Raw genomic sequence first — 12765 nt, 5'->3', positions numbered from 1 at the left:
AAAGACCTTCGGCAAGTTCCGCCTTACAAGGATAAGGCGGTGCTCGCAGGAGGTCTTTTTTGCTTTACCGCAGCACCGTACGCAGACAGGGGGAGAATACGATGTCGACAGCAGCGTTGCAGACACATGGATTAAGCAAGGTCTTTGCCGTAAAGCGCAAGGATGCCGGACTTTCGGGGAGCATCCGCTCCCTCATTCGGCCGCAATGGGAAGAGAAGGTGGCCGTAAGGCAAATCGATCTGACGGTTGCCAGAGGGGAACGGGTAGCTTTTCTAGGACCGAACGGGGCAGGTAAATCGACAACGATTAAGATGCTGACAGGGATACTCCATCCTTCTTCCGGTGAAGCGCAAGTGTTGGGCTTAACACCTTGGCGCGATAGGGCGAAGCTGGCTTTTCGAATCGGTGCTGTATTCGGACAGAAATCGCAGCTGTGGTACCACCTGCCGCCGATCGATACGTTTGACTTGATCAGTCGGGTCTACGAGCTGAACAGAAGCGACTATCTAGACAGGCGAGCAGATTTGATCGAGCGCTTCGAGCTGGGTCCATACTTGAATATCCCGGTTCGTAAGCTCTCGCTCGGCGAACGGATGCGCTGCGAGATCGCGGTTTCCTTCCTGCACAGGCCGCAGCTGTTGTTTCTGGATGAGCCAACCATAGGACTTGATGTCGTCGTGAAGCAGCGCATTCGCGAGCTGATTCTGGAAGCGAACCGCGAAGAGGGAACGACGGTCTTCCTGACTTCTCACGATGCGGGAGATATGGAGGAGCTGTGCTCGCGGGCTGTCGTTATCCATCATGGCGGAATATTACTCGATGCGCCGGTTGAGCGGTTGAAGCGGGAAGTGCTCAGCCGCAAAATCATTTCGCTGACGCTGTCAGATTCTTTTGCACCGGGTATGCTTCCTGATCTTCAAGGCATGGAAATCCTTCAATCGGAAGGTCGTCGCTTGAAGCTGGCTGTGGACCTGAAGCAAGTCGGCATTGAATCCGTTGTCAGCGCATTAATGGGCAGGTTCAAGCTGGACGACATGACAGTGGAAGATCCGCCGATGGAAGAAATCATTACGCATATTTATGGGTCGGGAGGGTAGTGCGATGGTCATGCAGAACTTGGACCCCTTGTGGCTTCGAAGAAGCAAGAAAATAGGAGCGGTTGCTCAAATTACGATGCGGCAGCAAATGGCCTATAAGACGGATTTTATTATGCGGGCGTCGTTTCTGCTGCTGATCTTGTTTGTTTTCGTTCAGCTGTGGAGTGCTGCCTATGACGGTGACAGCACCCGCGTTATTAATGGTTATACGATGAAGCAGATCATTTGGTATTTGGTATTCACAGAGGCGATTACGATGGGCGTGCCCGCCCTATGTACGGCCATAGAGAATGAGGTGAAGAGCGGCGATATTGCGATCAGGCTCATCAGACCTATCTCGTATGTCGGCTATCAATATGCCGCGTATCTATCAGAAGCGGTATTCCGATTCTTCATTCACTTGGCGGTTGGCGGCATTATCGCATGGACCTTCGTGGGTCCGCCGAATTTTGGCCTTGGTTGGGCAGGCCTTCTTTCCCTTACGCTAGGAGCGATTACGATTGCGTTTCTGCTGAACATGATCGTTGCTTTGTGCGCCTTCTGGGTGGAGGAAACGCGCGGGATGGAGTTTGTTCTCCACAAGCTGCAATTCACAGTTGGCGGCATGCTGCTGCCGCTTGATCTGATGCCGGAGTGGCTGCAGCGGATATGCGCGTGGCTGCCTTTCCAAGCAATGTTATATTTTCCGGCAAGAACGGCTGTGAACTATGGATCTGCTTCGTTAGTGCAGCAAATTGCCATTCAGGCAGCTTGGATAGCTGTGCTCACAGGCTTCACGATCATGATGTACCGGAGAGGAGTGGCGAAACTTCATGTCAATGGCGGTTAACGGAGAGAAAGAGAAAGACCAAGATCGTTTTCAAACGCCTGCAGGGACGATTCGTTTTCTGCTGACCTGCTGGAAAGTGAACTTAGCATCCTCGATGGAGTATCGCATGAGCTTCTTCCTGATGGCCGGAATGATGTTTATTAATAATTTCATGTGGCTGTTCTTCTGGACCCTGTTCTTTGATCGGTTCCAGGTGGTAAACGGTTGGGAATTATCCGATGTGATGATGCTCTGGGCAGTCGGGGCAGGCGGCTTTGGCTGGGCGAATATGCTATTTGGCAATTTCCATCGCATTGCTCCGGTTGTCTCAAGTGGTCAGCTCGATGTGTATTTATCGCAGCCGAAGCCTGTGCTGCTTCATGTATTGGCCAGTCGAATGTCGCTAACGGCCGCAGGGGATTTTCTGTTCGGGCTGGCCGTGTACGCTTGGGTTGGCAATCATACCTTGCTTGGCGCGGTGCAGTTCGGACTGGGGCTGCTTATAAGCGGCTTGATCTTTATGGGCGTCATGATTATTGCCGGCAGCTTCGCGTTCTTCTTCGGCAATGCCGAGGGAATAGCAGGGCAAGTGTTCAATAGCTTCGTGGCGCTCTCGACGTATCCTTCCGGGATCTTCCGCGGCGCTGCCAAGCTGCTCTTGTTCACAATTGTTCCGGCAGGGTTCATCAGCTATCTGCCGATTGGCCTGATGCGCGATTTCGATCCGGTCTTCTTCTGGCAGTCGATCGCGATGACGATCGGTTTATTGACAGCAGGTACGTTGATATTCCGGCTCGGACTCAAACGGTACACCTCGGGCAATGCCATCGCTATGCGAGGCTAGAGCATCATTCACGTTCATTGTTCTCCTTCCCGGGACCGAGACCATTTCCCTCCACAGGCGGTTCTTGCTTTGATTTTCCAATGATAAAGTAATGGGAGAGGTCGGCGAGAAGGAAGGGGAATGATGGCTGGTGACAAAGCATGAGGCAGGCGAGACGGTACTTACCGTAGAGGATCTGCGCAAGTCATTCGGTGGAACGGTTGCGGTGGACGGGATTAGTTTCTCGGTGAAGAAGGGCGAGGTATTCACCATCATCGGACCTAACGGGGCAGGCAAAACAACGACGCTTGAAATGATTGAAGGGCTGCAGGAGCCTGATCGCGGAACGGTATCCGTACTGGGCATGAACTGGGCCGCAAACAAGTCTCAGATCAAGATGACGATCGGCGTACAGCCGCAGACGAGCGCGTTATTCGATCTGCTGACGGTGGAGGAGAACCTCGAAACCTTCGCTTCCTTCTACAACAGACGGCGGCCGACAGACGAAATATTGGGCTATATCAACATGGCAGACCATCGTAAAAAGAGAGTCAAGGCGCTCTCCGGCGGTCAGAAGCAGCGATTGGCCATCGGGCTTGCGATGATCAGCGATCCGGAGCTGATCTTCCTGGATGAACCGACGACAGGGCTGGATCCTCAAGCCAGACGCAACATTTGGGACATCGTACTCAAGCTCAAAGCGATTGGCAAAACGACGATTCTTACCACGCACTACATGGAGGAAGCCGATAAACTCAGCGATCGCGTGTGCATCGTAGATCAAGGCCGAATCGTAGCGCTCGATACGCCAAAAGCATTAATTGGTCGTCTTACGAAGGAACGGGAGATCCATCTCACGTTTACCGGCGGGGTAGAGCATGCATCGCTGGCGGAGCATATTGCACTGAGCAATTCGGCCGTAACGCGCGTGAAGCGAAGCGGCGATCATCTGGTTGTATGGTCGCTGCAGCCGGAGGAGACGCTGTATCAATTGTTTGGTTTTACATCCCAGCAAGGCATCGGAGTCGAACAGGTATCCATTCGCGAAATGAGCTTGGAGGACGTCTTCATCGCGTTCACCGGCAAAGAATGGAGGGACTGAGCCCATGAATCGAAACGGATGGAAGCAATTCCGGATGCTGTTTGGCGCACAGTTCAAAATGACGTTCCGCGATAAGAATGTGTGGTTTTGGTCGATTTTCTACCCCGTTCTTCTGCTGGTTATCTTCATCATGATCTTCGGTGGCAGCTCTGGCAGCAGCTTCACGGCGAAGATCGCGCTCGTTGAACCCTCTTCCAATACACTGGCTGAGGATGTGCGCAGCGGCTTGAAGCAGATCGACATCTTCGAATATAAGTCTGATATGCCGGTCAGCCGCAAGAAGGCGGAGGAGTGGCTGAAGGATCGCGATGTGGATGCGGTTATAGTACTGCCGCAATCCGCAGATTCTTCATCGCTGGAGCTGCTGCTGAATAAGGAGAAGCAGAACTCGCCTTCCTCGCAAGCGCTGCAGAGTATTCTGAACAATATCGTTCTGCAGATGAACAGTGCCGCTTCCGGTGTTGCTCCCGCATTTACGCTGAAGACGGACTTCGTATCCGCAGGCAGCGAAGAGCTGAAGTATACAGACTTCCTGCTCACCGGATTAATTGCGCTTGCCATCTCGCAAGCCGGATTGTTCGGGATGGTAGCTATGGTCGAAATGCGGCGCAACGGCCTGCTCAAGAGACTGATTCTGACGCCTGCGAGCATGGGACTGTTCGGGATTAGCGGCATTGCGGTCAAGTTTATTCTGAGTGCGATTCAGATCTTCCTCCTGACGCTGATCGGCGTTCTCGCATTCGGTGCACATATCAATATGAACGTGCCTGCATTCTTGATCGTCTTCCTTGTAGGCACGCTGTCCTTTGCAGGGATCGGATTTATGCTCGCAGGGTTTAGCAAGACGATGGAAAGTTATTTCGGCATGGCGAATTTAACCAGCTTTATCATGATGTTCATCAGCGGCGTTTTCTTCGACATCAACGTATTGCCGAGCTACATCAAACCGCTTGCGAATGTCATGCCCCTGACATATTTCGCTAACGGCATCCGAGACAGCATGGTGTATGATCTAGGTATGCTGAATGCAACATTCTGGATGAATATCGGAATTATGCTGGCGTGGGGCCTTGTTTCGGTCCTCATCGGGTCGAAATTTTACAATTGGAAGCAGCCATAATGTGTTAGTCTTAAGAGAGAGCTTCTGCGCCATAAAGCGGATCATGTCCGTTTTTGCGGCTCAGAGGCTTTTTTAGCAAATATTTAACGAATTTGGTATCGGAGCGCGTAACTTTTTGATTGGTTGCTCCGTCTAAACGTTATTGAGATTAAAGTTTTTTAATAGGAAGGGGGGTCTCTGCAGCCGCGATGGGATGGTGGAGAAGCAAGCAAGCAACAAAGGAAGCTGTAGAATCCGACGCAACAAGGGAAACTGACGCTCCGTACATACCAACAATCGAGACCAAACCGCTTCTCACCGTAGAGTCGGTTGAACGAACATTCCAGGTTGGCGGGCAGCCGCTTCATGTGTTGAAGGGAATCGCGATGGAGCTTCGTCCGAGGCAGCTCGTGATGCTCCGCGGACGTTCCGGCTCCGGTAAAACAACGCTGCTCAATATGATCGGCGGGCTCGATCAACCAACGAAGGGCCATATCTTCTTTCAGGATTTGCCCTTCCATAGCATGAATGATGATGAACGCACGAAGGTAAGGCGCAAGCACATCGGGTTTATTTTTCAGGCGTATGCCTTAATGCCGCTCTTATCTGCTTATGAGAATGTCGAGCTGTCGCTGCGTATGGCAGGTATTCCGTCTCAGGAATGGAAGAAGCGCGTTGAGCATTGCTTGGATCTTGTCGGTCTTGCCAAGCGAATGCATCACCGTCCGTTCGAGTTATCGGGGGGTGAACAGCAGCGTGTTGCGATCGCGAAGGCTATCGCACATCGTCCGAGTATGCTGCTTGCCGACGAGCCGACCGCTGAGCTTGACTCCCAAATGGCCGCACAAATTATGTCGGTATTCCAGACCATCATTCGCACGGAACAAGTTACGATTTGTATGACAACGCACGATCCCACGATTCTGGAGGTTGCCGATCATGTTTACGAAATGGTTGACGGGAAGTTCATTTAAGACTGCAGCTGTTGTAGTTCTTGGAGCTTCTCTTATTATCACGAGCGGATGCTCATTGCTGCCTAACGAGGATAACGAAGAATCATTGCCTGCTATTGCGCCGCCGCAAATTTCGAAGAAGCCGGAGTACGAGGTAACGACTGCTACGCTCGAATCGAAGAAGACGGGAATCGGGAAGCTGATCTCGCTTCAGGAAGAAACGCTGTATTTTACACTCGACGGCAAACGATTGAAGGAACTTCATATTAAAGTCGGCCAGAAAGTAACAGCAGGCCAAGTGATCGGTTCCCTCGATGTGGACGATATGAAGAAACAATTGCGCTCGGATAAACTGCAATTCTCGCGAGACGAACTGCAAATGAAAGAAACGCTGCGCAAGAAGGACGAGATGGATCCGGTAGAGTTCGAGCTTGCCAAAATCACCTTCGAAGAGAAACGCCAGAAGTTAGTAGAATCGCAGCTCGAAATCGACAAAGCGATTCTGAAAGCGCCTTTCAGCGGTACAGTGGTTTCGTTGAACGTCATGAAAGGCGACTTGATCAAAGCCTATGACCCGGTTTGTATCATCGCGGATACGGGTCAGCTGACCGCAGCAGCCAAAATGACCGAAGATGAACTGCAAGGCATCTCCGTAGGCATGCCTGTCGTCGTTGACATCAACGGTGCCGGACAGGTCAAAGGCAAGATTGCTCAGCTTCCGATTCAGAAGGATGACGGAGGCGGTGGCGAAGGCGGCGGCGGCAACGGTGGTGCGGGCGGCAATAAACCGGAGCGACCTGAGGATTTCCTGACGGTGAAGCTGGATAAAATGCCTACAGGCGTGACGCGCGGAACGCCGCTGTCGATCTCCATTATTATGGACCGCAAAGAAAATGCAATTGTCATTCCGCCATCTGCATTACGTTCAATCGGATCTCGTACTTATGTGCAAGTCATCGATGAAAACGGCAAACGCGAGGTGGATGTTGAAGTAGGGCAGCAAACGGCAACGCAAGTTGAAATCCTCAAAGGATTGACACCGGGGCAGAAAGTCGTAGGTCGATAAGCTATGGGGATGCCGCTATTTCGCTTTCTGCTTCGCAAAATGTGGAACACGCGATGGATGACGCTCAGCTCGCTGGCCGGCTTGATCATTGCCGTCGCCTTTGCGACCAGTATCCCGATGTACGCGGATGGAGCGCTGAAGCGCGTTGTGGCACAATCGCTCATGGAAGAGAGCAGCGGGCTGCCGGCGGGATCGCTTCTGATGCGTTACCAGGAAACGACCGGTAAGACGGATTTGAATGCGTTGACCGAGGTGTCCCGTTATATCCGCGAGGATGTGCCGAGTGAAGTTGGATTTCCTTTCGGCACCTACGTACAAAGTTTGGCTATTCGTACGGCTGAGCTGACGCCGGAAGATCCAACGACCGTCGATGCGAGCCGGGTTCGTCAGATGGGACTTACATCGATGAGCGGCCTCGATAAGAAAACAGAATTAACGCAAGGTCGTTGGTACACGGACACGGTTGGCGACGATGACACGATTGAAGCGGTCATTCTGGAAGAGGCGATGTACCGCAGTGACATTCATATCGGCGATGTGTTTGAATACCCGATCTATAGCGGGTTGAATCTGACACTTCGCGTTAAGATCGTCGGTGCGTTCAAGCCGCTTAGCGATACGGATCCGTATTGGTATCAAGGGCTTGAAGGCTTGATGAGCACGCTGCAAATCGGCGAGAAGGCTTTCCAGAACGGGCTAATGAAGGATCGGAAGATTCCGGTTCATACAGCCAACTGGTATTATGCATTCGATTTGAAAGATATCAAGACAAGTCAATTGTCGCCGCTTAATCAGACGCTGGAACGGTTGAACATCGAGCTGTATCAGCGTTTGAAGGATACGAGAGTTGAGATCTCGTTCGCGAAGCTGCTGAACGAATTCCGCAAGTCGAGTCTCCAGCTGCAGCTGCTGCTCTTCACATTGGCTGCGCCGATGCTGGCGATGGTGTTCTACTTTATTGCGATGAATGCTCGGCAATCACTCGATAAACAGCGCAGTGATATCGCTGTATTGCGCAGCCGGGGAGCGGGAACCAGGCAGATCATCGGCATTTATATGCTGGAAGGATTATTGCTCGGGATCATCGCTCTCCTGATAGGTCCGTTAATCGGTTGGTTTATGGCGAAGAGCATCGGCTCGGCCAATGGATTCCTGGAGTTTGTCAATCGGAAGTCAATTCCGATCGGATTCGGAACTGAGTCGATTCTCGCAGGTGTCGGCTCCGTGGTGCTTGCCCTTCTTGCGACGATCATTCCAGCGGTAATCTATGCCCGGGCATCGATCGTGGACTATAAGAAACAGATTGCCCGGTCGGACCGCAAGCCGCTCTGGCAGAGATGGTATGGCGATGTGCTGATGCTTGGTGTCGCAGCGTATGGCTGGTACTTGTTTAATGAACGCCAGCTCATCTCGTTCAAAAGCAAAATGACGACGGATCAGCTGAACGTACAGCCTTTTCTGTTCTTTGTCCCGGCGCTGGCGATCTTCGCAATGGGATTGTTCTTCCTTCGCGTATTCCCGTGGCTGCTGAAGCTCTTTAACTGGATCGGCAAGAAGGTATTACCGGTGCCGCTCTACTTGACGCTGACGCAGTTGTCGAGATCTTCGAAGGGGTATTATCCGCTGATGATATTGCTCATCTTAACGCTTGGACTTGGGGTTTATAATGCTTCTGCGGCTCGAACGATCGATCTGAATTCTACAGAGCGGACGCTCTACAAATTCGGAACGGACGTTGTCATGCAGACGGTATGGGAAGGAACTGCTGAAGTCATCGACACCGGAGGCGGAGATGCCGGCGGTGGCGGTGGAGAAGGAGCCGGCGGCAATGGCGGTGGAGGCAATGGAGGAGGCGGTAACGGTGGAGGTGGCGGCGGCGGACAAGGCGGCGGTTCTACGGTACCGACTCGGATCAACTATTCGGAGCCTCCATTTGAAGTGTTCCGCAAGCTGGACGGGGTAGAGGCGGCGGCGCGCGTGCTGCAGACCAAAGCCAATATCGTTGTTTCAGGACGATCGGCCGGTCAAGGAACCGTAATGGGTATCGACAACGTCGATTTCTCTAAGGTTGCTTGGTTCCGCGACGATCTGTATCCTTCACATCCATTCAACTACTTAAACTACTTAGGGCTCTATGAACAAGCGGCTATTATTCCTTCCAACGTGGCCGAGAAATATCAGCTGAAGCTGGGCGATACGATCTCTGCCGGTTTGCAGGAAGGGATGATTGACTTCGTCGTCGTCGGTATCGTACCGTACTGGCCGAGTCAGTATCCGGACTCATCGCCGTTTATCATCGCGAATCTGGATTATATTTATGACCAAGTGCCGATCATTCCTTACGATGTATGGCTGAAGATGAAACCAGGTGCGCTTACCGCTCCAATCATGAAGCAGCTGCAGGATGAGGGCATTGAGCTTGCGAATGTTCAGGACGTGCGCATTGAGCTCGCCGTGCAATCGAAGCATCCGACACGCGGCGGCGTATTCGGAATCCTAAGTCTCGGCTTCCTCGTTTCCATCATCGTGTCGCTGACAGGTTACATTCTGTTCTGGTTCTTTAATTTATCAGGGCGGATCGTACAGTTTGGTGTTCTTCGCGCGATGGGACTCTCCAGGAAGCAGTTGACCGGTATGCTGCTCCTTGAGCAGGTGTTTACAGCGGGGCTGTCCATCGGACTCGGTATCCTAATCGGCAAAATCGCGAGTTTGCTATTCTTGCCATTCCTGCAAACGACCGATAACGTTGCAAACTCCGTACCGCCATTTAGGGTCGTATTCGATTCCAAGGACACGACGCAGCTCTACATCGTGGTCGGATGCATGATGCTGATGGGTGCAGCGCTTCTGCTCATTCATATCCGCAGATTGCGCGTACATCAAGCCGTTAAGATGGGAGAGGAGCGTTAAGACCTCATGATTACTTGCGAGGGACTCGTTAAAATTTACAAATCAGATGATCTTGAGGTCGTTGCATTGCAAGGGCTGAACCTTCATGTACGTGAAGGCGAAATGATGGCGATTATCGGCAACAGCGGCAGCGGGAAATCGACGCTTCTCAATATACTGGGCGGTCTTGACCGCCCTTCTGCCGGCCAAGTGAGCGTTGGGCCATGGGATTTGCTCAAGATTACCGATGAGCAGCTCGTTTCCTATAAACGCGATACCGTCGGTTTTATCTGGCAGAGTAATGCACGCAATTTGCTCCCGTATTTAACGGCGCTCGAGAACGTGGAGATGCCGATGATGCTGTCCTCCAAACTGGATCGCGCTTATGCGAAGCAGCTGCTGGAGTGGGTGGGGCTGAAGGAGCGCATGCACAATAAGCTGCACCAGCTCTCAGGCGGTGAACAGCAGCGGGTTGCAATTGCGATTTCGCTGTCGAACCGGCCGAAGCTGCTGCTTGCCGATGAGCCGACAGGCTCCGTCGATACGCGGACTTCGGATCTCATCATGGATATCTTCCGCAGGCTTAATCGCGAGATCGGCATTACGATCGTTATCGTTACGCATGATTTATCGTTAGCCGGTAAGGTTGACCGCGTCGTGGCGATTCGGGATGGACTAACCAGTACCGAATTTATTAAGCGGAACCCGAATCTGGACGATAAAGATCAGATAGGCGACCACTCGACTCTCGGCGGCGCTGAAGCCATTCATGAAGAATATGTCGTCGTTGACCGGGTAGGCAGACTTCAAATTCCGAAATCGTATTTAACAGCCTTACAAATTACAGATAAAGCATCAATGGAATTTGACGGTGAGCGCATCATTATCTCGCCGCCTAAATCACTGGAGGGGTAGAACCAATGGAGAAGAAAGTAAGACGTTCACGGGGAAAACTAATTATGAGGACTTCTGCTTTGGCGGTTACAGCAGGTCTGCTGGCATCAAGTCTTGCAGCATGCAGCAAGGGAGACAGTGGTAACGAAGCAGAACGTCATGTACTGAGAATCGGCTTTATGTATTCCAACTCCGATAATGAACCTTATCTGCGTCAACAGTTCACGGATGGTTACGAACTGACACATCCGAATATCGACATCGAAATCGCAGCCGCTATCAACTATGACGACCAGCGTTTCGAAGAGCCCGATCCGAACAAGAAGCAGCCAGACCCCTATGAGAAGCTGAAAGAGATGATCAACGGCAAGAACCCGGTCGATGTTGTTGTACTGGAATCTTCTTATCTGAAACGTCTGGTAGAAGACAATCTACTTAAACAGCTGGACCCGCTAATCCAAGAGAGTGAATTTGATATCGAGGACTTCGTACCGACGGTTATCGATGGTATCAAGGATGCGGGAGGCGGCAGTCTCTATGCGCTTACGCCAACCTTCAATGCTTCAGCGCTCTATTACAATAAGAAGTTGTTTACCGATGCCGGTGTTACGCCGCCGACAGACGGCATGACTTGGACAGATATCCTTACGAAGGCCAAACAGGTAGCGAAGGGCGAAGGGGCAGAGCGTAAATTCGGCTTCTCGTTCAATCGTTGGAGCGGAGACCCGTTCTGGGATTCGCAAACCTACTCGGCACCTCTTCAGCTTAAGATGTTTGACAATAAAGCAGAGAAGATGACCGTAGATACACCGCAATGGCGCAAAGTGTGGAGTGAAGTAGCCGGACTGTACCAAGAGAAAATCGTACCTACTCAAGAAGATATGAACAACGGCGGCGGTGGTATTGTCAGAGACAAAGATGCCGCATTTAATCCGTTCCAGAACGATCTATTCATCAGCGGTCGCATCGCAATGATGATTGGCGGCTATGACTACGTGAATGAGCTGTCCAGAGCCAAAGATTATGCGGCTAAGAATCCTAAGATCCCATCACCAGACTGGGATGTCGTGACGATCCCGACTTTCGAGGAAGCTCCGGGCGTTGGCGGCAGTATCTACTTGAACAACCTAATGGCGATCAGCGCCAATGCACAGAACAGCGACGATGCATGGGACTTCATCCAGTTCAACAACAGCAAGGAATGGGCGAAGCTGAAATCCCGCAGCACGTATGAGATGGTAGCGCGCAAATCGTTCCTGAAGCCAAAGGACGGCATGAACTATAACATCGAGGCCTTCTACACCCTTAAACCGATTCCACCGCAAGATATCACGCTTGAGAAGCTCTACCGTGAGAAGCCGAACCTCTATCAGGTTCAACAGTTTGCACAGCCACTCTTCCAGGAAGTCATTCAGAAGAAGAAATCCGTCGAAGAGGCGCTTAAAGAATGGCAGACCAAAGGTGATGCCATGCTCCAGAAGATCAAGGACAATCCGAATGGTCCGCTTGAGCCAGTTGATGGTGGAGGCGGCGTAGGCATTAATGTTTACGGCGGTAAAGGCTAAGGAATAACGAAGGAACCGCATTGGCGCATCTTGCGTCGATGCGGTTTTTTATATCTTCGTTAGATCGTTCAGAGCAGATGCTTGTTTTTTCCGAAATTGGGGCATTCTAAGCGAAACGGCGAAGAAGGGAGTAAGTGACATGAAGTGGATATATTGGGGGCGTCTGTACGAAACCAAATTTCAAGCCGGCTGTCTGGTTAGACGGATGGAAAACGACTGGTGGGTATACGGTTATGAATGTCCGCAAGAGATCGAAGTATTTCGTTCGCGCAAGGGAAGATTCGGCGTTCGATTCCTTCCATAAAAATATGCTTGACTTATTCATGCATCATATAGTATATTATTTCTTGTCGCCATTGAATGATTTGTAGTGAATGCGTGTTATCGCGGGGTGGAGCAGCTCGGTAGCTCGTCGGGCTCATAACCCGAAGGCCGCAGGTTCAAATCCTGCCCCCGCAACCAACCTTTC

The 12765-nt window shown here is 51.6% G+C and carries 11 protein-coding genes and 1 tRNA gene; all 12 read left to right on the top strand.

Features of this window, described 5'->3' with window-relative positions; genetic code table 11:
• Positions 1-101 precede the first annotated feature (101 nt).
• The 12 genes from BLW29_RS12075 to BLW29_RS12025 all read left to right on the top strand — a co-directional run bounded on the left by BLW29_RS12075 (position 102) and on the right by BLW29_RS12025 (position 12758).
• Complete coding sequence (locus BLW29_RS12075; protein ID WP_090980154.1) at positions 102-1097, top strand: ABC transporter ATP-binding protein; 996 nt, start codon at positions 102-104, stop codon at positions 1095-1097.
• Positions 1098-1101: 4 nt separating this feature from the next.
• Positions 1102-1926 (top strand): ABC transporter permease, encoded by an 825-nt coding sequence (locus BLW29_RS12070; protein WP_256208552.1) that lies wholly within the window; start codon positions 1102-1104, stop codon positions 1924-1926.
• Entirely contained in the window at positions 1910-2749 is an 840-nt protein-coding gene (locus BLW29_RS12065; RefSeq protein ID WP_256208551.1) for an ABC transporter permease, read from the top strand. The genes BLW29_RS12070 and BLW29_RS12065 overlap by 17 nt, the downstream gene beginning before the upstream one ends.
• 130 nt (positions 2750-2879) lie before the next feature.
• Complete coding sequence (locus tag BLW29_RS12060; protein ID WP_090979747.1) at positions 2880-3830, top strand: ABC transporter ATP-binding protein; 951 nt, start codon at positions 2880-2882, stop codon at positions 3828-3830.
• 4 nt (positions 3831-3834) lie between these two features.
• On the top strand, positions 3835-4950 hold the full coding sequence (locus tag BLW29_RS12055) for an ABC transporter permease (protein WP_256208550.1): 1116 nt from the start codon (positions 3835-3837) through the stop codon (positions 4948-4950).
• Between the two features lie 188 nt (positions 4951-5138).
• Positions 5139-5903 carry an ABC transporter ATP-binding protein gene (locus tag BLW29_RS12050; RefSeq protein ID WP_090979745.1) on the top strand — a complete coding sequence of 255 codons (765 nt, stop codon included), beginning with the start codon at positions 5139-5141 and terminating at the stop codon, positions 5901-5903.
• A complete protein-coding gene (locus tag BLW29_RS12045) occupies positions 5869-6948 on the top strand; it encodes an efflux RND transporter periplasmic adaptor subunit (protein WP_090979743.1) in 1080 nt (359 codons plus the stop codon). Before BLW29_RS12050 ends, BLW29_RS12045 begins: the two co-directional genes overlap by 35 nt.
• Positions 6949-6951: 3 nt before the next feature.
• Entirely contained in the window at positions 6952-9858 is a 2907-nt protein-coding gene (locus BLW29_RS12040) for an ABC transporter permease (RefSeq protein ID WP_090979741.1), read from the top strand.
• Between the two features lie 6 nt (positions 9859-9864).
• The gene (locus BLW29_RS12035; protein ID WP_090979739.1) at positions 9865-10752 is read left to right on the top strand and encodes an ABC transporter ATP-binding protein; all 888 of its coding nucleotides are present in this window, start codon (positions 9865-9867) and stop codon (positions 10750-10752) included.
• 5 nt (positions 10753-10757) lie between these two features.
• On the top strand, positions 10758-12296 hold the full coding sequence (locus BLW29_RS12030) for an ABC transporter substrate-binding protein (protein ID WP_090979737.1): 1539 nt from the start codon (positions 10758-10760) through the stop codon (positions 12294-12296).
• A gap of 139 nt (positions 12297-12435) precedes the next feature.
• Complete coding sequence (locus tag BLW29_RS31405; protein ID WP_177186601.1) at positions 12436-12600, top strand: hypothetical protein; 165 nt, start codon at positions 12436-12438, stop codon at positions 12598-12600.
• Between the two features lie 81 nt (positions 12601-12681).
• Positions 12682-12758 (top strand) — tRNA-Met (locus BLW29_RS12025).
• The last annotated feature ends 7 nt before the right edge of the window (positions 12759-12765 follow it).

This window comes from Paenibacillus sp. CF384 (assembly GCF_900106745.1).
Taxonomy (GTDB): Bacteria; Bacillota; Bacilli; order Paenibacillales; family Paenibacillaceae; genus Paenibacillus_Z.
This window is presented reverse-complemented; position numbering and strand designations above follow the sequence as displayed.

Bases quoted from the DNA above. Each gene is read 5' to 3' on its own strand.
- BLW29_RS12030 (WP_090979737.1), top strand. From the start codon at position 10,758: ATGGAGAAGAAAGTAAGACGTTCACGGGGAAAACTAATTATGAGGACT.
- BLW29_RS12070 (WP_256208552.1), top strand. From the start codon at position 1,102: ATGGTCATGCAGAACTTGGACCCCTTGTGGCTTCGAAGAAGCAAGAAA.
- BLW29_RS31405 (WP_177186601.1), top strand. From the start codon at position 12,436: ATGAAGTGGATATATTGGGGGCGTCTGTACGAAACCAAATTTCAAGCC.
- BLW29_RS12075 (WP_090980154.1), top strand. From the start codon at position 102: ATGTCGACAGCAGCGTTGCAGACACATGGATTAAGCAAGGTCTTTGCC.
- BLW29_RS12035 (WP_090979739.1), top strand. From the start codon at position 9,865: ATGATTACTTGCGAGGGACTCGTTAAAATTTACAAATCAGATGATCTT.
- BLW29_RS12040 (WP_090979741.1), top strand. From the start codon at position 6,952: ATGGGGATGCCGCTATTTCGCTTTCTGCTTCGCAAAATGTGGAACACG.
- BLW29_RS12065 (WP_256208551.1), top strand. From the start codon at position 1,910: ATGTCAATGGCGGTTAACGGAGAGAAAGAGAAAGACCAAGATCGTTTT.
- BLW29_RS12045 (WP_090979743.1), top strand. From the start codon at position 5,869: ATGTTTACGAAATGGTTGACGGGAAGTTCATTTAAGACTGCAGCTGTT.
- BLW29_RS12055 (WP_256208550.1), top strand. From the start codon at position 3,835: ATGAATCGAAACGGATGGAAGCAATTCCGGATGCTGTTTGGCGCACAG.
- BLW29_RS12050 (WP_090979745.1), top strand. From the start codon at position 5,139: ATGGGATGGTGGAGAAGCAAGCAAGCAACAAAGGAAGCTGTAGAATCC.